Genomic DNA, 17,789 nt, shown 5'->3' on the forward strand with positions numbered 1-17,789 from the left:
ACATCGACCTGCGACTCAGCCGCCCCCCCCTGGAACCAGCGGACCGGCTGGTCACAGTCAGGTACTTTCTTTCACGATGCGGCCATTGAGCGGCTGCACTGGGCGCGCGTTGGCGTTATAGAGCTGGCGGAACGCCTTGATCTGCTGGGCACCCAGTTTCACGGGTTCCTTGAGCACCATCCACTGCACGCCTTCGGAACAGGGCGGCGTGGTCAACGACCCTGCAAAGCTGTAGTAACCCTTCTTGGCGGGCAACAGGGTGCTGGCGTCCAGCGTGAGCCCGTCCACCGTCACCTGCTCACCCACACGCGGCAGGTGCGCAAAGATGGGGGCCCAGGCCGCATTCGTCTTGCCCGGCTGGATCAGCACCGCCACCACGCCCAGTCCTCCGTCCGCAGCCTTGTGCACAAAGTGGGCCACCATGGCCGCGTGCTTGCCGCCAATGGCCTCTTCGCTGGGGGTGTGGAAGTGGAACTGCAGCAGCTCCATCGCCTTGCCGTCCACCACCAGCTTGCTGCCCGCAGGCATGTTCACCTGCACCGTGTGCCCGTTGTTGACCAGCGTGGGGGCACCTGCCGTGTACTGGAAATCCAGCGCAGGCAGCGCCTCTTTCACGGTATTGCGAATGTCGATGGGGCTTTGCGCCGCACCACGTGCACAGGCCTCAAAACCAGGCTCCAGCGCGCCCCAGTGGGCGGCGCCGTGTTTGCCCTTGTATTCCCAGTGCGGGTGGGCGCCCTCGGCGCTGGCCCAGGTGGCGGCGCACAGCAGGAGGGCAAACAATGTGGTTTTTTGGATCAAGAAGGGGGGTGTCATGGCTCTTAAGGAACAACAAGTTGATGAAAAACAAGCTGCTGCAAGCAGCCGCGTGATAGTCAGCAGCCTTGCTTAACGGCGGCTTAAACTGCTGGGTGCCACTGACGGCCCAAGGGTTGCTGGCCAGCGACCTCAAACCACTTACCATGTCCTGAATCGAATTCAATCGACCGAACTGGACCCCGCACCATGCCTCACCTGACCATCGAATACTCCGCCAACCTGCCCCATTACCCTGAAGCAGAAACCCTCACCGCGCTGAACGCCACCCTGTGTGACCACCCCCAGGTGCAGGACGAGGCGGACCTGAAGACCCGCTTCATCGTGGCCGACAGCTTCGAGATCGGCATCGCGCCCGCCAACCGCGCTTTTGTGCATGCCCAACTGCGCCTCCTCGCGGGCCGCACGCCCGAGGCCAAGAAGGAGCTGTCCGACCGCATCGCCGCCGTGCTGCGCGAACGCACGCCCCGGCCGCAGGGCGTGATGGTGCAGCTGAGCGTGGAGATCGTGGACATGGACCGGCCGAGCTATGTGAAGGAACGGCTCTGAAAATTTGATAGCTGCCAGCGCTTGCTCCACGGGCGCTGGAGGCCGATTTCCGGCTCTTCTAGCGAATGCTAGTGATGCCTCTTTAATCGCGCCCCATGGCCCTGATCTTTAAGGTACGACGCCTTTGCGTCTGCCCCAGGAGAAGGCCATGCGACAGCAACAGATGACGCGCTTGATCCACAGCTTGCCCCAGCTGACGCACCACCAGCGCCAGCAACTGGCAAGCTCCCTGCAGGTGCTGCTCGATCACAGTCAAGCCATCGCCGTTGTAGAAGCGCACAGCGGCGGTTCCCGGGCTTGCCCGCATTGCAACAGTTCCCTGCTTGTCAAGAACGGCTCGGCCAATGGGCTTCAACGCTTCAAGTGCCGCCATTGCGCGCGCACCTTCAACGCCTTGACTGGAACACCGCTGGCGCGTTTGCATCTGCGGGACAAGTGGATGGGTCAGACACAAGCTTTGGGCGAAGGCCTCTCGCTCAATCAGGTGGCCCAGCGCCTGGGCGTGGCACAAAGCACCGCCTTTCGCTGGCGTCACCGCTTCCTGGCCTGCCCAAGCAACCAGCAGGCTCGCCAGCTTGTGGGCATTGCCGAGGCCGATGAGTCCTACTTCCTGGTCTCCTGCAAGGGTCAAAGAGGGTTGCTGCGCAAGGCCCGTCGCCGGGGAGGTAAAGCGCTGGCTGGCTGCAAGGGTTCGGAGTACACACCCGTACTGATGGCGCGAGACCGTGCGGGAGCAACGGTCAACCTCATCCTGGAGACGAACAAGGCCGTCAGTGTGCAAGCGGCACTCAAGCCCTTGTTGCCACCGGACACCATCCTGTGCACCGATGGCAGCGTCACTCTGGCCAGTGCAGCGCGGCTCTTGGGTGTGCAGCACCAGGCAGTGAACGTGAGCCGGGGCCAGCGGGTGAGCGGCCCCTGGCATGTGCAGAACGTCAATGCCTATGTCAGCAGGCTGCGCGGCTGGATGCAGCACTTCAAGGGCGTTGCAACGAAATACCTTGATTCGTACCTGGGGTGGTTCAGGTTGTTGGACCGATCAGGCCCGATGGGCCCACAGCCCGCGCTGGTGCTGGGTGCGGCCATGGGGAATCAAGACGTCACTAGCATTCGCTAGAAGAGCCCGATTTCCTTCAAATTTCTATCTATCCAGCTCGGCGGCCAACCAGCCGCGCAGGCTGTTGATGAAAGCCCAGCCCTGAACCCGGGGCACATCGGCAACGCACAGCACGGCCTCCACCAGCCGGCCCTCGCGCAGCGCCACCGCGCGGCCCACACCAGGCAGCAAGCCGCATGACAAAGGCGGCGTCACCCACCGCCCGTCGATGAGCGCGGCGATGTTGCCAAAGGTGCTTTCAGTGATCTCGCCCGCCGCGTTCCACAGGAGCGTGTCGAACACGCCGAGCGTGGTGGGCGCAAACGCCGCGTAGTGCGCGCGGCGCGTCGTCTTGTAGCGCACGAACTCGCTGTGGGCCTCGGCCAGCGGGCGCGTGGCCAGTTGCAGGCGCACGGGCTCGGCCGTGGGCTGCAGGGCAAAGGCCTCGGCCCGGGGCATGCCCGTGGCGCCCAGCAGCAGGCGCACGCGCCATGCGCCGTCGGCATGGTCTGCTGCCTGTGCCTGCAGGCATTGCAACACGGCCGCCGCATCCCAGGGCACGCCAAAGTGCGCAGCCGCCGACTGCAGGCGCGCCAAGTGCTCGTCCCGGTGCCGGAAAACGCCCGCCTGCAACGCCAAAGTTTCGAGCAGGTCAAAGGGCTGGCTCGCGCGCTCCACAAACGCGCGCTTGTGCTGCCACTCGTTCCACTCGGCATCGGCCAACGCGCCCGAGGTGATGCCGCTGCCGATGCCACAGGTGGCGCGGGTCTGCTCCCCCTCGGTGCGCAGCACCACGGTGCGGATGGGTACATTGAAGGTCGCGGCCACCGCATGCTGGCCCTGCGCATCCGGCGGCCCTGCCGGGCGCACCACACCCACGGCGCCGCAGTACACACCGCGTGGCGCGCCTTCCAGCCTATGGATCATCTGCATGGCGCGCACCTTGGGCGCGCCGGTGACCGATCCGCAGGGGAACAGCGCTGCAAACACATCGGTCAGCGTGGTGCCGGGCTGCGTGCGGGCCGTCACGTCCGACGTCATCTGCCACACGGTGGGCAGGGCCTGTGTGGCGAACAGCACAGGCACACGCACGCTGTGGGGCTGGGCAATGCGCGACACGTCGTTACGCAGCAGGTCCACGATCATCACATTCTCGGCCCGCTCCTTGGGTGCCGTGCGCAGGTGCGCCGCCTGCTGTGCGTCCGCTTCAGGGGTGGCTCCCCGTGGGGCCGTGCCTTTCATAGGGCGTGCCAGAATGCGGCCGCCCCCGGGCGCGTCCTGCCAGTCAAAGAACAGCTCGGGAGATACCGACAACACCTGTTCGAGCCCGGTATCGATGTGCGCCGCATACCCGCCGGGCTGGGCACGCTGTAACGCGGCAAACAGGGCCTGGGCCGAGCCCTGCAGCGTGCCGTGCAGCGGCGCCGTGTGGTTGACCTGGTACAGCTCGCCCGCCGCAATCGCCTGCTGGATCTGCGCCAGCGCGGCATCAAATGTGGCGCGGTCGGGGCTGTCGGTCCACACCACCCGTGCGGGAGTGGCTTCCGTCGCTCCATCCACCCCCTCGTGCCAAGGCAAAGGGGCGTCGTAAACCGCAAACCAGGCCAGCGGACCATCGGCTGCATGGGTCTGAAAGGCTGTATCGAACGCGGCCGCCGCCTCGTAGCGCACATGGCCCACGCACCAGCGGCCTTGCTGCGCAGCGGCAAACACGGCGTCGAGCACACCCCGCACCTCCGGCAACGCATGGGCCACCAGCACCTCGCGCGGCGCCTCAAACCGGTGGCGCAAGCGCGCAGCACCCGCACTCAGCGGTTGGGTGAAGTCAACGCGACAGTTTGGCATCAAAACAGTAGCTAGCGCTTATGAATAAAGCGCAAATAGCTATCAAAATAGAAGCAAAAAAGACCTGTAGCAGACACTCAGGCGGCGCCCAGGTGCGGCACCAGTGCGCCTGTAGGCTGCCCGTTCTTGAGCGCCGCAGTAAACGCCAGCATGCGGTCGATGGGCTGGCGCGCACGCGGGATCAGCGCAGGGTCTACATGGATCGCATTGGCACCGGACTCCAGCACGCGCGCCACATCGGCCAGGCCGTTCATCGCCATCCAGGGGCAGTGCGCGCAGCTTTTGCAGGTGGCGCTGTTGCCGGCGGTGGGCGCCTCAATGAACACCTTGCCGGGGTTCAGCGTGCGCAGCTTGTGCATCATCCCGTTGTCGGTGGCTACGATGAACTCGGTGGCATCCATCTCGCGTGCGGCCTTGAGGATGGCGCTGGTGGAGCCCACGGCATCGGCCAGGGCGATCACGTCTGCAGGGCTTTCAGGATGGACCAGCACCTTGGCGTGGGGGTGTTCTTTTTTGAGCGCCTCCAGCTCGAAGGCTTTGAACTCGTCGTGCACGATGCAGGCGCCGTTCCAGAACACCATGTCGGCCCCAGTTTCGCGCTGGATGTAGGCGCCCAGGTGGCGGTCGGGCGCCCACAGGATCTTTTGCCCTGCTGCCTTCAAGGCGCCGACGATGTCGAGCGCGCAGCTGGATGTGACCAGCCAATCGGCCCGCGCCTTCACGGCCGCGCTGGTGTTGGCGTAGACCACCACGGCGCGGTCGGGGTGGGCGTCGCAGAACGCGCTGAATTCCTCCACAGGACAGCCCAGGTCGAGCGAGCAGGTCGCATCCAGGTCGGGCATGAGCACCGTCTTTTCGGGGCTCAAAATCTTGGCCGTCTCACCCATGAAGCGTACGCCGCTCACCACCAGGGTCTGCGCGGCATGGTCGCGGCCAAAGCGGGCCATCTCCAGCGAGTCGCTCACCAGGCCGCCAGTTTCCTCGGCCAGATCCTGCAGGTCGGGGTGCACGTAGTAGTGCGACACCATCACCGCATTTTTCTCTTTCAGCAGGCGGCGGATTTTGTCCTTGAGCGCGAGGCGTTCGGCCTGCGTGGGTTCGGGTGGCACGCGCGCCCAGGCGTGTTTGGTGGAGCAGACGGAGCCTTCCTCGGTATCGAGCGGCTGCTCGTACTCCACGTCGATGCGGTTCATTACAGCGGTGGTCATGACAGCTCCTGCAGGCGCATGGAAAAGTCCGTCGCCTTGACGTCTTTGGTCAGCGTGCCGATGGAGATGCGATCCACCCCCGTCTCGGCCAGTTCGCGCAAGCCTTCGAGCGTGACGCCACCCGATATTTCCAAAATTGCACGGCCCGCGTTGATGCGCACCGCCTCGCGCAGCGTGGGCAGCGGCATGTTGTCGAGCAGCACCATCTTTGCACCCGCATCGAGCGCCTCGGTCAGTTGCTCCAGGGTTTCCACTTCAATCTCGACGAACTTTGCTTGAGCTGCCACAGCCTGGGCGGCTTTGAGCACAGCCGTCACGCCACCGGCGGCGGCGATGTGGTTTTCCTTGATGAGCACTGCGTCGTGCAGACCGATGCGGTGATTGGTGCCGCCGCCCACGCGCACGGCGTACTTTTGCGCCAGGCGCAGGCCGGGGATGGTCTTGCGCGTGTCCACGATGTGGGCGCGGGTGCCCGCCACCATATCCACATAGGTGCGGGTCTTGGTGGCCACGGCCGACAGCAGTTGCAGAAAGTTGAGCGCAGTGCGCTCGGCCGACAGTAGTGCGCGGGCATTGCCCTCCAGCTCCAGCACCACCTGATCGGGCGCGCAGCGCTGGCCTTCGGCCACATGCCAGGTGATCTGCACCGTAGGGTCGAGTGCGCGCAGCGCGGCTTCGGCCCAGGGGGCGCCGCAGATCACGGCGGCTTCGCGCGCCAGGATGCGGGCACGGGCGCGGCGGGTGGGGTTGATCAGGCCGGCCGTGAGGTCGCCGGCGCCTACATCTTCGGCCAAGGCACGGGCCACGTCGGCCTGGGCCAGGGCCATCACATCGGTATCGCTCATGGGGGTGTTCGCGGGGTGTAACGCTGCTGTCATGGGCCGCGAGCATACCGGGAACGCAAAGGCCACGGTACCGACCTAGGCCGCATCCCACTGGGCAGACAACCAATAAGTACACCCATTATTGGTCGCATAGACTCGCGGCAATTTTTGCCCATGGATGCCCCATGACTGCCATAAGCACCGCTTCCGCAACACCCTACGGCACCCTGCCGCCCGCATCTCCCCTGCCCCAGCGCCGCCCGGTCAGCCTGCCGCGCCTGGCGCAGATGCGCGCAGCGGCCGAGAAGATCACCATGCTCACCGCCTACGACGCCACGTTTGCGGCCGTGGCCGATGCGGCGGGGGTGGAATGCATTCTGGTGGGGGATTCGCTGGGCATGGTGTGCCAGGGCCTGCCCAGCACGGTGGGCGTGACGCTGGACACCATGGCCTACCACACGGCCAGCGTAGCGCGTGGCCTGCACCGCGTGCACGGCACGGCCTGGCTCGTGGCCGACCTGCCCTATGGCACCTATGCCGAGAGCCGAGAGCAGGCGCTGCGCAGCGCCTGCGTGCTGATGCAGGCGGGAGCGCACATGGTCAAGCTCGAAGGCGGGGGCTGGACGGCGCCCACGGTGGAGTTTTTAGTGCGGCGCGGCGTGCCGGTGTGCGCTCACCTGGGCCTCACACCGCAAACGGTGCATGCCCTGGGCGGCTACCGCGTTCAGGGCAAGACCGACGATGACGCCCGCACCCTGCGCAAGGAGGCGCATGAGCTGCAAGACGCAGGCGCCGCCATGCTGGTGCTGGAGATGGTGCCCGCCATACTGGCCGCCGAGCTGACGGCCGAGCTGCAGCACTGCCACACCATCGGCATCGGCGCGGGCAACGGCACTGCCGGCCAGGTGCTGGTGTTGCACGACATGCTGGGCATGAACCTCGGAAAGATGCCGAAGTTCGTCCACAACTTCATGCAGGACGCAGGCAGCGTACGCGGCGCCATGGAGGCCTATGTGCAGGCTGTGAAGCAGGGGCAGTTCCCGGATAACGCCTTGCACGCCTGGTGAGCCTTCACCCCATTTCTTCATTTCTTTTCGACCTCTCCCACCCCATGCTGATTGCCCGCTCCATTGCAGACCTGCGCCAGGCCCTGGCCTCCTATCGCCACCCCACCTTTGTGCCCACCATGGGCAACCTGCACGACGGGCACATCGCCCTGGTGCGCCAGGCCAAGCCCCTGGGCGACGTGACGGTGGCCAGCATCTTTGTGAATCGCCTGCAGTTTTTGCCGCACGAGGACTTTGACAGCTACCCCCGCACCTGGGAGGCCGATTGCGCACAACTGCAAGCTGCGGGCTGCGATGTGCTGTTTGCCCCGCGCGAGGCTGATCTGTACCCACAGCCCCAGACCTTCAAGGTGCACCCCGATCCGCTGCTGGCCGACATGCTGGAAGGCCATTTCCGCCCCGGCTTTTTTGTGGGCGTGAGCACGGTGGTCATGAAGCTCTTTGCCTGCGTGCTCGGCCAGACCGGCGGCACCGCCGTGTTCGGCAAGAAGGACTACCAGCAGCTCATGGTGATCCGCCACATGGTGCAGCAGTTTGCGCTGCCGATTGAGGTGGTAGCGGGCGAGACCTGCCACGCGGCCGATGGCCTGGCATTGAGTTCACGCAACGGCTACCTCAGCCTGGAAGAGCGGCAAGAAGCCGTAGCCCTGTCGCAGGCATTGAAGCAACTGGCACAGCAATGGCTGAACGCTGCGCCCAACGACCGCAGCGCGGTGGAGCCCCGGGCCTTGGACGCCCTGCGCGCGCGGGGCTGGGCACCGGACTACCTCACCGTGCGCCGCCGCGCCGACCTGTTGCCCGCCACAGCGGCCGATGCAGCGGGCTCGCTGGTGGCACTGGGGGCTGCGCGGCTGGGCAGCACGCGGTTGATTGACAACCTGGAGTTTTAGAACAGCTCACAAAAGCCCCCCCTCGCGCCGTTGTCGCGAGGGAGGGCCTGCCAAAGGGAGGAGCAGACGATGCTGTGCAGCCCCGCCACCGGTCCCTCTCCGAAAACAAACCAAGCACCCACCTACCGTCAGCTATTATTCTGCCTAAAAAGGCCCCTAGCGCTTATCTGCATTGCGCAATAAGCTACTTATTTGATAGCAAAGACTCCTCCATGTCCTGGCACGCCCGCCTGCAGCTCGACTACACGGCACAAAACAACAACGCCCGCACCGTAGCCCGCTACGAGCACAACGGCCCGCTGCGCATCCTGCAAAGCCTCTACCCCGAGGGCGACGCCATCTGCCACAACGTGCTGGTGCACCCGCCCGGCGGCCTGGTGGGCGGCGACACGCTGGACATCACCACCACCGTGGGCCCCGGTGCCCACGGCCTGGTCACCACCCCCGGCGCCACGCGCTTCTACCGGTCCACCGGCCCGTTGGCCCTGCAGCGCAGCCACCTCACCCTGGCCGAAGGCGCGCGCCTGGAATGGCTGCCGCTGGAAGCCCTGTGCTACAGCGCCTGCCACGCCGAAAACCATCTCACGCTGAACCTCGCCCCCGGCGCCGAATGCATCGCCTGGGACGTGACCGCGCTGGGCCTGCCACACGCGGGCCAGCCATTCGAACAAGGCCGCTTCACCCAGCACCTGGAAGTGCCTGGCCTGTGGCTGGAGCGCGGCGTGATCGACGCCACCGATGGCCGGCTGCTGAGCAGCCCCTTGGGCCTGGCGGGCCACCGCTGCATGGCCAGCATGTTCTTTGCCGCAGGCACCCCCCTGGACCGCACCCGCCGCGACGCGGCCCTGGACGCGGCCCGTGCGGTGATGGATCAACACCCCCAGGTCAAGGCCACCGCGGGCGCCACCAGCCCCAACGACCGCATGGTGGTGGTGCGCGTGTTGGCGCCGCAGGTGGAGCCAGCGATGAAGCTGCTCAAGGCGGTGCGAGCGGTCTGGCGGGAGGTGTTGTGGGGGTTGGAGGGGGAGGCGCCTAGGATTTGGGCGATGTAACCAAACTATCTGGCTCGATGAAATGTGGCCGATACGGACTTATAGCAATCTAGACGTTGGCTCACTTTCAAACAATAGCCCCCTAAACTAGCTGAGCCTCACTCGCTTCAAGTTGTAGAACACTCACGATGTGGAAGCGGTTGCCTACCGATTGCAGTACCCGCCCCAAAATACCGAGAGAAGGAAAATCGCTCTATGCTGACTGCCATCACTCTGGAAAATTTCAAGAGCTATCAAAGGGCGCGACTGTCTTTAGCACCTCTAACCGTGCTTATTGGAGCGGCGATCTCAAATCTGAAGTGCAACACCCTCACCGAGGGTAATGTACGCAAATGGGAACGAGATACGAACACTTGCAGCCAGAAGAGAGGGTGACGTTGGCATCGCTGCGCCAGCAGGGCTGGAGCATCAGGGCCATAGCCCGCCTTCAAGGCCGCAGCCCCAGCACCATCAGCCGTGAGTTGCAGCGCAACGCCTGCAATGGCTGTTATGCCAGTGAGTCTGCGCAGCGCAGGTGCCAGCAGCGGCGCATTCAGGCCAGGCCACACCCCAAGCTGCACAGCGGCGGGGCTTTGTGGACTCTTGTCACCACCATGCTGTGCTGGCTGTGGTCGCCCCAGCAGATTGCACGCACACTCCAGCGCATGTATCCCCAGGAGCCGAGCATGCATGCCTCGCACGAGAGCATCTACACCGCTATCTATGCATACCCACGCGGTGAGTTGCGCCGCCAGCTCATCGCACTGCTGCGCCAGGGCAAGAGTACACGCCGCCCGCGTTCAGCAGGCTCTGATCGGCGTGGTCAGATTCCAGACATGGTCTCTATCCATGTTCGCCCACCCGAGGTCAATGATCGCGTGATGCCGGGGCATTGGGAGGGAGATTTGATCAAGGGCGCTGGCAACAAGTCGGCGGTGGGTGTGCTGGTAGAGCGCTCAACGCGCCTGGTGCTGCTGTGCAAGATGCCTGACGCATCCGCAGAGAGTGCGCTGGCCGCGTTCACCAACAAGCTGCGCCAGATTGCACAGCCGATGCGCCAGACACTCACCTACGACCAGGGCAAGGAGATGGCCCGGCACAAGGAACTCGCACAAGCCCTTGGCATGCGGGTGTACTTTTGTGATCCGCACAGCCCTTGGCAAAAAGGCAGTTGTGAGAATACGAATGGGCTGCTGCGCCAGTTCATGCCCAAGGGCACAGACCTGAGCGTTCATGACCAGGATGCGCTGGACTCCATGGCCGATCTAATGAACAACCGTCCTCGTCAGACGCTCGGCTGGGATTCTCCCTATCAGGCTTTCCAGCAATTCATGACGACTATCGCCGAGAAGAGCTCCGCTACCATTCATTGAATATCAACCAGCGGTGTTGCACTTCAGATTTGAGATCGCCAGCTAATGCATCCGGGAAGAGCAATGCAATCGAAGGAATGCGATTGCTTTCTTGGCTTGCGCAGGGTCAGAAGCTCTCAGCTATCCAATACGCTGTGCAAAGCGGTGATCGCGTAATGCGTGGAACAGTGGAAGATTTGCCCCTGGAACGCGGCGATACTTTTTGTATAGGTGCGGAAACGGACCAAACAGAATGGAACCGCCTGCATATGAAGTTGCAGCGGCGGCCCGACGGGCTGCACATTGTGGGAGAAACACTTAGCCACGATGGCGCAAGCGTGCCACTCTATTCGTTAGATCAGCCTTCTAGCGAACGCGGAACCGACTGTGGCGTCGCATACAACAACTTCGCGAAAGGCAGGAACAAGCCCCATGTGACCTGCTACGACCAGCAGGCCATCTTCACTCAGTTGACCAGCCCAGCCACTTTTGCATCTGAGCACAAAGCTTCACGCGAGCGCATATCTCCGACAGTTAAAGCACTTGAACAATGGCTGTCGGCGATGCTCTTCCTTGACCCAGCGCCAGCCGGAATGCGCGACTACGCCTTCCCTTCGGACAATGCTTTGCAAGGAGATGGGCGCAACATCTCCGCAGTTCTGTACCAGCTATGGGGTGGCAATCGAGACAAAGAAGTAGAGAGGAAGAATGGCGAGCTAGAGCCTTACAAGACTCAAAGACAAGCCATTCTCGGTTTCATACAGAGCTTGCCTGAGCAAGATATCGCCAGCCTGTCATTCCTCGAAGAGCCGCGAGGCGGAGTTATGGTGCAGCTGACTGAGACCTTTGGAGGTCGCTCTCGCAATGTTGACGCATCTCTGTTGTCTGATGGGACTTTGCGAGTCCTGTCCATAGTTGCTGCGATGCTGTCCGCACCAGAAGATAGCTTGGTGGTAATTGAAGGGCTGTCTCAAATCTGAAGTGCAACACCGCTGGTTGATATTCAATGAATGGTAGCGGAGCTCTTCTCGGCGATAGCCGTCATGAATCGCTGAAAAGCCTGATAGGGAGAATCCCAGCCGAGCGTCTGACGAGGACGGTTGTTCATCAGATCGGCCATGGAGTCCAGCGCATCCTGGTCATGCACGCTCAGGTCTGTACCCTTGGGCATGAACTGGCGCAGCAGCCCATTCGTATTCTCACAACTGCCTTTTTGCCAAGGACTGTGCGGATCACAAAAGTACACCCGCATGCCAAGGGCTTGGGCGAGTTCCTTGTGCCGGGCCATCTCCTTGCCCTGGTCGTAGGTGAGCGCCTGGCGCATCGGCTGTGCAATCTGGCGCAGCTTGTTGGTGAACGCGGCCAGCGCACTCTCTGCGGATGCGTCAGGCATCTTGCACAGCAGCACCAGGCGCGTTGAGCGCTCTACCAGCACACCCACCGCCGACTTGTTGCCAGCGCCCTTGATCAAATCTCCCTCCCAATGCCCCGGCATCACGCGATCATTGACCTCGGGTGGGCGAACATGGATAGAGACCATGTCTGGAATCTGACCACGCCGATCAGAGCCTGCTGAACGCGGGCGGCGTGTACTCTTGCCCTGGCGCAGCAGTGCGATGAGCTGGCGGCGCAACTCACCGCGTGGGTATGCATAGATAGCGGTGTAGATGCTCTCGTGCGAGGCATGCATGCTCGGCTCCTGGGGATACATGCGCTGGAGTGTGCGTGCAATCTGCTGGGGCGACCACAGCCAGCACAGCATGGTGGTGACAAGAGTCCACAAAGCCCCGCCGCTGTGCAGCTTGGGGTGTGGCCTGGCCTGAATGCGCCGCTGCTGGCACAGACGCTGCGCAGGCGCGCTGGCGTAACTGCCATGGCAGGCGTTGCGCCGCAACTCACGGCTGATGGTGCTGGGGCTGCGGCCTTGAAGGCGGGCTATGGCCCTGATGCTCCAGCCCTGCTGGCGCAGCGATGCCAACGTCACTCTGTCTTCTGGCTGCAAGTGTTCGTATCTCGTTCCCATTTGCGTACATTACCCTCGGTGAGGGTGTTGCACTTCAGATTTGAGACCGCCCAAGAAAAGCAACGCAGTGGACCGCCCGAAGCCGTGCTATCACGGTCCGCAGGGAGTGATGCAGGACATCCATAGCCCCATGCAACCGGTTGTTCGCTCAACCACGGGCGGCTTTTGGACGTGGCACCTAATCTGTATGGAGTGCTTTTGCAACCAGCCGCGCAAATGCCACCCTCCCGAATTGCAATCAAAAGAAACATTCTTTGCACCCCCTCCCAGAGCGCTGTAACACCTGTGTTGCGTAAGCGCGAAAGCGCCGACCGACGCCGCCTGAGGCTTGCTGTAATCCCGCGCTGGGCTGCCCCGCCAGGTTGGACTGGTGGGCATCAGGGAGGGGCAGCATTTCAGCAACCTCTGGATCAAAAACTATTCATGAACAAATACCAAGTAACCCCTTTGGCTCTGGCAACGCTGCTGGCTTGCGCACCTGCCTGGGCGCAATCGAATGTGACGATTTATGGCGCTGTGGATGTGGCAGTGGGGAAGTTTTATCAAGCTGATGCTACTCAAATTAAAGAATTCAACACTGGACTACAAAGCTCATCTAGAGTGAATCTGCAAGATAGCTTCGTAGGTTTTCGGGGTGTTGAGGACCTAGGTGGTGGGCTGCGTGCCGGCTTTCAACTAGAACAAAAATTCGATGCCTCTAGCGGTGCAAACGATCCACAAGGTGCGTTTGCGCGCAGTTCTAACGTTTGGCTGGGCGGTGACTGGGGCCGCGTTACCCTTGGACGCGCCATTACGCCAAGCTACAACGCAATGGCGTCCTGGGACTTAATGGGTATGGGTAACAACTCAATCGCAGTGCGAACTTTCGGTGCTGTAGGTACTGGCGGCCAACGCCAATCCAATCAAATCAGTTACCGTACACCACAAATGGGCGGTTTTGTGATGGAAGCCGCATATGCACCCAAAGAAGATGATCTGAGCAAGGTAGATTTGAGCGCTATTTATATAGCAGGCCCTTTGACTGTGGGTGCAGCTTACAACAAGTTTAGTGGTCTAGATGCCAATTTTGCTTTAGGCGCCAAATACGGCTATCAGAATCTTGAGTTCACAGGGGCTTACTACCATTCGCGCAACGGTCGCCACTACAACCCCACCACATTGCAGTATGTTTCCAATTCAATTGCTGGTTCCAACGGATTTGCCTTAGGCGCAAAAGCCACTTGGAATCAATTCTCGGCTGGCATTGATATCGCACGAGAAACCAAGTCAGAGTACACCATCGGAAATAGCCAGTTCGATGCAAAAAAATATACCAATGTATTACTCAATGGCACGTACGCCTTGTCAAAACGTACAAAAACGTATGTCAATTACATGCGTGCAGGCGGCTTCAACAATTATGGCATTGGTTTAAATCATAACTTCTAAATATAAAAATCAATATTACCAACCAGTTCTGGTACAAGCTTCTCAATGAGTGACCTCTACTCTGTTGGGATGGCCCCAACGGTCCCGCTTACCCCGCCGCCCGCTGCACCCACAGCGCAGGCAGCGGACCAGCCAGCCGAATCCAGTGGGCCCGGTTTACCTAACGATTTCAATCTACCGCCGGAGCAATCCCCTTTTAACCAAACGCCAGCCTCAAGCCCAAACGGCTCTGGGCCAAACCCTTCTTCTGACACCAGCGGGGTCGGCCCCAACGCTGACACCGGTGGCACCAGCCCCAATGGCGGAAGCAACGGAGCGGGCGGGCCCGATGGCGGCAGCCATGTCGGCAATGGAGGTGGCGGCTCTGCCAGCCAGGGTGGCGGTAGCGGTAGCGCTGGGGGTTCAGGCACAGGCGGAATGGGCTCGTCTGGGACGGATTGGCAAGGTGGAAGCGCTGGCGGCCCCGGGGGTAGCCCTGGGCGCTCTTCTGGTGATGGTGGCACGTATCCTTACGGGGGCAGCCGTGGGGATGGCGGGGGCCGGAGCGATGGGCGCACCCCAAGCTCAGGCTCATCACAGAATGGCTATACCGGTGCAGGGTCTGCGCCAGGCAGTTCAGGTGCGGGCGCTGGTGGCAATACCTACCGCGGGGGTGTGCCGGGCAGCCAACTCCCTACCGGGGCGCAGTCTGGCGTTCTGGCTACGGCCACCACGTTGGCGGGCACATCTGTGACGATCACCGGCACTGGCACCGGCTGGAGCGCTGGCACGGCGGTGCCCGGTGGCAGCGCAGTCGGTGGCCCGGGCTACGGCGCGGCGCCTTGGCAGGCGGCGGCAGCTGGCGGTGCGGTGCGCCCGGGGGGCGCGGGTGTGGGCGGTGCCTTGCAGGTTCCGCAAGGTGCCAGCCCGGCTGCGGTGCAGGCGGGCTTTGCCAACCCTCGGGCCGATGCGGCGGCGCAGTCTTTGGCCCAAAGCAATGGGTTCGCTGCGTCCAAAAATATGCAACCCCCGGGGGGGCAGTCACAGACCACGGCAACCACGGTGCAGACGGCGCAGACGGCGCAGGCTGTGAATACAGGGGCTACGGCAACAGCAGGCGCGCGCGCGGACGCCCGCGATGGCGGGGTGTCTGCCGCAGGGGCCGCCGGGCGCAGCAGTGCGCAGCCTGCGGTAGCGCAGGCGCAGGCCGCACTGGCACAGGCTTTGGGGCGCACCCTGGCCGGGCAGATGACGGCAGGTGGGGCTGCGGTGGCCTTGGCGCAAGCGCAGTGGGCGCTGCGGGCTGCGCGCTTGGGCGAGGGGCTGGCGGCGGGTGCTGCAGGCCTGAGCGCGGGCACTGCGGCGGCGGGTGGCGCAGGGCGAAGCCCTGAACCGGCAGCGCGTGGCGCCCGAGCCGATGGATTGGCCACCGGGCAACAGGGCCGACCGGAAGGCCGGGGGGCCCGGCCTGGGCAACTGGCCGCTAGCACGGGGGCTCAGGCATTGGGCACCCCTGCCGGGGCAGGTGTGCGCGAGGGGCGGGGCACCGGCAAGCCACTGCTCGCGGGCGAACCGACGGAGATGCCGCACGCCCTGGCAATGGCTTTGGCGCTGGCACCGAAGGTTCGGCAGCGGGTGTCGCAGGACCGGGTGGAGCGGGTGGAACGCGACATGCCACGCAATGCTGCGCCGGAGCTGGAGGACGAAGATTTCTGGGATGCCTGGAGCGATGCCGATGAGGACGCGCAGGAGGAGCCCGGGGAGGCGCCAGGGCTGGAGGACATGAGCCGAGAAGCCGCTGCCCAGCACTACCGAGCGCTGCGGGTGTGGCTGGAGGCCAATGCGCAGCAGGCATTGTTGCGGGAGCTGGAGGCGGGTCGCTGTGTGTTGGTGCTGGCTCCGCCCGATGTGTCGCACATGCGCCTGTGGGGGCATGTACTGCGCCCGGATGCGGTGCGTGCGGGGTGGGCAGCCGGCACAGCAGGACAAGCTTGGCCGCTGGTGGCACGCTGGACGGCCACGATGCCTGCCGATACGCAGTGGCGGGTGTGGCGCTTGCGCCAGGACGTGGATGCCGCAGGCCGGTGGCGGCTGGGAGCTTCTCGGCCAGATCGCCACACGCCGCAGCTGGTGGTGCATAGCGCGGCTGACGAGCCTGCGGCGGCGGGCCCGGGTGCGCCCGAGCGCATTGTGCTGCAGGAGCCGCGCCGCCTGCGCCGCTTGCTGGGCACGCAGTGGACACTGATGGCACTGCGGGTGCCTGTACCGCTGGATGGCGCGGGCCTGGGTGCGCTGCATGCCGTGCATGCAGGGTGATGGCTTGAACAGCGTGGGCTTGGCGCAGGGGCTGCCTGCCGACTGGCAGGCCTGTGCGCTGACTGCTCTGGGCGATGCGATGGCGGTGCTGGATGTGTCTGGCACAGGTCGGGTGCTTTGGCGCAATGCAGCGCTGTCTGCGGCAGTGGCCCCTCCCACGGAGAGGGTAGAGCAGGACACCTGGCCGCCCGTGGGTGCCCCCCTGGCACTGCTGTGCGAGCGGCTGGAAGGGTTGACGGCCGGGATGTGCGCGGTAGCCCAATGGCCGGGCTGTGATCACGGATGGGCAGGCACGGTGGAGTTGTGTGGCGAGCAAGTGGATGGGCACGACGAGGCACACGATGGCCGCATGCATGCCGCGCCTAGGGGCGCACGCACGCGCCCTGCCCGGCTGGCCCCGGTGGCACCGCAGCAGGGGCTGTGGGCGCTGTGGCTGGGGCCTGATGGGGGAGCGCTGAACCCTACGCGGCGCCACCTGGAAGACCGTGAGCGGCTGCTTTTTACGTCGCACAGCCTGGCCGTGGGCGAGATGGCGACCACGCTGGCGCATGAGCTCAATCAGCCGCTGGGGGCGGTGGGCAATGTGCTGCGGGGCCTGAAGGCGCGGCTGGCGTCGGCTGGTGAAAGTTTGCAGCCGCAGATGTTGCCGCCGCTGGTGCAGGGGGTGCAGTTGGCGTTGGAGCAGGTGCAGTACGCGGCACGGGTGATTGGCCGGGTGCGGGACTACACGCGCAATCACCAACCGCAACGGGAGCCTCTGGATACGCTGACCTTGTTACGCAGTAGCTTGGCGCTGCTGGATTGGGACCTGGAGCGCCACGGGGTGCAGTGGTCCGTGCAGGAGGACGGCATTGAGCAGGCGCTGCAGCAGCGCGGCTGGGCGGTGGTGGCCGATGGTGTGATGGTGCAGCAGGTGCTGGTGAATTTGCTGCGCAATGCGATCGATGCCATGGCGCAGTCGCCTGCGCACGAGCGGCGTCTGGAGGTCGTGTGCCGGATCGATGAGGTGGACCAGATGCTGGAGATGGCGATCCAGGATTCAGGGTGTGGCATGGAGGATGAGACGGCGGCACAGTTGTTCATGCCGTTTTTTTCGACAAAGCCCACGGGAATGGGTGTGGGGCTGAACATCTGCCGCAGCCTGATTGAACTGCACCAGGGCCGTCTGTGGTTTACGCCCAATGCGGACCGGGGTTGCACGTTCTTCGTCGCGCTGCCGTTGGTTGCAGCGCATGCGCCTGCCGCCCAGGCCGAGCCGCAGGGGCTACCCGGCGATCAGGCCTGAGCCTGGCGGCGACAGCGGCGCAAAGACAGGCGCGAGACCTGCCTACCCAACGGGGCGCCCCTGAGAGTTTTGAATGCTAT

Annotated in this window: 15 protein-coding genes; 10 read left to right on the forward strand and 5 right to left on the reverse strand. The window is 63.7% G+C overall.

Going from position 1 to position 17,789, the window contains the following annotated elements; translation table 11 throughout:
• Positions 1-57: 57 nt before the first annotated feature.
• Complete coding sequence (locus C8C94_RS13370; protein WP_121421052.1) at positions 58-816, reverse strand: carbonic anhydrase; 759 nt, start codon at positions 814-816, stop codon at positions 58-60.
• A 189-nt stretch (positions 817-1,005) separates the two neighbouring features.
• On the opposite strand from C8C94_RS13370, the gene C8C94_RS13375 reads away from it, so the two are divergent.
• Positions 1,006-1,365, forward strand: coding sequence for a 5-carboxymethyl-2-hydroxymuconate Delta-isomerase (locus C8C94_RS13375; protein WP_121421053.1), 360 nt, complete (start codon positions 1,006-1,008; stop codon positions 1,363-1,365).
• Between the two features lie 148 nt (positions 1,366-1,513).
• On the forward strand, positions 1,514-2,482 hold the full coding sequence (locus C8C94_RS13380; protein ID WP_082437481.1) for an IS1595 family transposase: 969 nt from the start codon (positions 1,514-1,516) through the stop codon (positions 2,480-2,482).
• 24 nt (positions 2,483-2,506) lie between these two features.
• Here C8C94_RS13380 and C8C94_RS13385 read toward each other — a convergent pair whose 3' ends face one another.
• The 3 genes from C8C94_RS13385 to nadC all read right to left on the reverse strand — a co-directional run bounded on the left by C8C94_RS13385 (position 2,507) and on the right by nadC (position 6,359).
• Entirely contained in the window at positions 2,507-4,306 is a 1,800-nt protein-coding gene (locus tag C8C94_RS13385) for a chorismate-binding protein (RefSeq protein WP_121421054.1), read from the reverse strand.
• 77 nt (positions 4,307-4,383) lie between these two features.
• Positions 4,384-5,514: a quinolinate synthase NadA gene (gene nadA, locus C8C94_RS13390; RefSeq protein ID WP_121421055.1), complete on the reverse strand. Its 1,131-nt coding sequence runs from the start codon at positions 5,512-5,514 to the stop codon at positions 4,384-4,386.
• Entirely contained in the window at positions 5,511-6,359 is an 849-nt protein-coding gene (nadC, locus tag C8C94_RS13395; protein WP_199731256.1) for a carboxylating nicotinate-nucleotide diphosphorylase, read from the reverse strand. Before nadC ends, nadA begins: the two co-directional genes overlap by 4 nt.
• A 164-nt stretch (positions 6,360-6,523) precedes the next feature.
• Between nadC and panB the strand changes: the two genes are divergently transcribed.
• The 5 genes from panB (at position 6,524) to C8C94_RS13425 (ending at position 11,658) form a co-directional block, all read left to right on the forward strand.
• Positions 6,524-7,405, forward strand: coding sequence for a 3-methyl-2-oxobutanoate hydroxymethyltransferase (gene panB / locus C8C94_RS13400; protein ID WP_121421057.1), 882 nt, complete (start codon positions 6,524-6,526; stop codon positions 7,403-7,405).
• A 44-nt stretch (positions 7,406-7,449) separates the two neighbouring features.
• Positions 7,450-8,295: a pantoate--beta-alanine ligase gene (gene panC, locus C8C94_RS13405; RefSeq protein ID WP_121421058.1), complete on the forward strand. Its 846-nt coding sequence runs from the start codon at positions 7,450-7,452 to the stop codon at positions 8,293-8,295.
• Between the two features lie 212 nt (positions 8,296-8,507).
• Positions 8,508-9,347, forward strand: a complete 840-nt coding sequence (locus tag C8C94_RS13410; protein WP_121421059.1) for an urease accessory protein UreD — start codon at positions 8,508-8,510, stop codon at positions 9,345-9,347.
• Between the two features lie 332 nt (positions 9,348-9,679).
• Complete coding sequence (locus tag C8C94_RS13420) at positions 9,680-10,699, forward strand: IS30 family transposase (RefSeq protein ID WP_121421060.1); 1,020 nt, start codon at positions 9,680-9,682, stop codon at positions 10,697-10,699.
• Positions 10,700-10,776: 77 nt separating this feature from the next.
• Positions 10,777-11,658, forward strand: a complete 882-nt coding sequence (locus C8C94_RS13425; protein WP_199731258.1) for an AAA family ATPase — start codon at positions 10,777-10,779, stop codon at positions 11,656-11,658.
• Between the two features lie 23 nt (positions 11,659-11,681).
• Here C8C94_RS13425 and C8C94_RS13430 read toward each other — a convergent pair whose 3' ends face one another.
• Complete coding sequence (locus tag C8C94_RS13430) at positions 11,682-12,701, reverse strand: IS30 family transposase (protein ID WP_121421061.1); 1,020 nt, start codon at positions 12,699-12,701, stop codon at positions 11,682-11,684.
• Between the two features lie 423 nt (positions 12,702-13,124).
• Between C8C94_RS13430 and C8C94_RS13435 the strand changes: the two genes are divergently transcribed.
• The 3 genes from C8C94_RS13435 to C8C94_RS13450 all read left to right on the forward strand — a co-directional run bounded on the left by C8C94_RS13435 (position 13,125) and on the right by C8C94_RS13450 (position 17,709).
• Positions 13,125-14,129 carry a porin gene (locus tag C8C94_RS13435; protein ID WP_158603820.1) on the forward strand — a complete coding sequence of 335 codons (1,005 nt, stop codon included), beginning with the start codon at positions 13,125-13,127 and terminating at the stop codon, positions 14,127-14,129.
• Positions 14,130-14,843: 714 nt separating this feature from the next.
• Positions 14,844-16,424 (forward strand): hypothetical protein, encoded by a 1,581-nt coding sequence (locus C8C94_RS13445; protein ID WP_147433258.1) that lies wholly within the window; start codon positions 14,844-14,846, stop codon positions 16,422-16,424.
• Positions 16,405-17,709, forward strand: coding sequence for a sensor histidine kinase (locus C8C94_RS13450; protein ID WP_158603821.1), 1,305 nt, complete (start codon positions 16,405-16,407; stop codon positions 17,707-17,709). The genes C8C94_RS13445 and C8C94_RS13450 overlap by 20 nt, the downstream gene beginning before the upstream one ends.
• Positions 17,710-17,789 lie beyond the last annotated feature (80 nt).

The organism is Acidovorax sp. 94 (assembly GCF_003634645.1).
GTDB classification, from domain to species: domain Bacteria; phylum Pseudomonadota; class Gammaproteobacteria; order Burkholderiales; family Burkholderiaceae_C; genus Acidovorax; species Acidovorax facilis.

Bases quoted from the DNA above. Each gene is read 5' to 3' on its own strand.
- C8C94_RS13410 (WP_121421059.1), top strand. From the start codon at position 8,508: ATGTCCTGGCACGCCCGCCTGCAGCTCGACTACACGGCACAAAACAAC.
- C8C94_RS13375 (WP_121421053.1), top strand. From the start codon at position 1,006: ATGCCTCACCTGACCATCGAATACTCCGCCAACCTGCCCCATTACCCT.
- nadC (WP_199731256.1), bottom strand. From the start codon at position 6,359: ATGAGCGATACCGATGTGATGGCCCTGGCCCAGGCCGACGTGGCCCGT.
- C8C94_RS13430 (WP_121421061.1), bottom strand. From the start codon at position 12,701: ATGGGAACGAGATACGAACACTTGCAGCCAGAAGACAGAGTGACGTTG.
- C8C94_RS13420 (WP_121421060.1), top strand. From the start codon at position 9,680: ATGGGAACGAGATACGAACACTTGCAGCCAGAAGAGAGGGTGACGTTG.
- panB (WP_121421057.1), top strand. From the start codon at position 6,524: ATGACTGCCATAAGCACCGCTTCCGCAACACCCTACGGCACCCTGCCG.
- panC (WP_121421058.1), top strand. From the start codon at position 7,450: ATGCTGATTGCCCGCTCCATTGCAGACCTGCGCCAGGCCCTGGCCTCC.
- C8C94_RS13425 (WP_199731258.1), top strand. From the start codon at position 10,777: ATGCGATTGCTTTCTTGGCTTGCGCAGGGTCAGAAGCTCTCAGCTATC.
- C8C94_RS13385 (WP_121421054.1), bottom strand. From the start codon at position 4,306: ATGCCAAACTGTCGCGTTGACTTCACCCAACCGCTGAGTGCGGGTGCT.
- nadA (WP_121421055.1), bottom strand. From the start codon at position 5,514: ATGACCACCGCTGTAATGAACCGCATCGACGTGGAGTACGAGCAGCCG.
- C8C94_RS13370 (WP_121421052.1), bottom strand. From the start codon at position 816: ATGACACCCCCCTTCTTGATCCAAAAAACCACATTGTTTGCCCTCCTG.
- C8C94_RS13435 (WP_158603820.1), top strand. From the start codon at position 13,125: ATGAACAAATACCAAGTAACCCCTTTGGCTCTGGCAACGCTGCTGGCT.
- C8C94_RS13450 (WP_158603821.1), top strand. From the start codon at position 16,405: ATGCCGTGCATGCAGGGTGATGGCTTGAACAGCGTGGGCTTGGCGCAG.
- C8C94_RS13380 (WP_082437481.1), top strand. From the start codon at position 1,514: ATGCGACAGCAACAGATGACGCGCTTGATCCACAGCTTGCCCCAGCTG.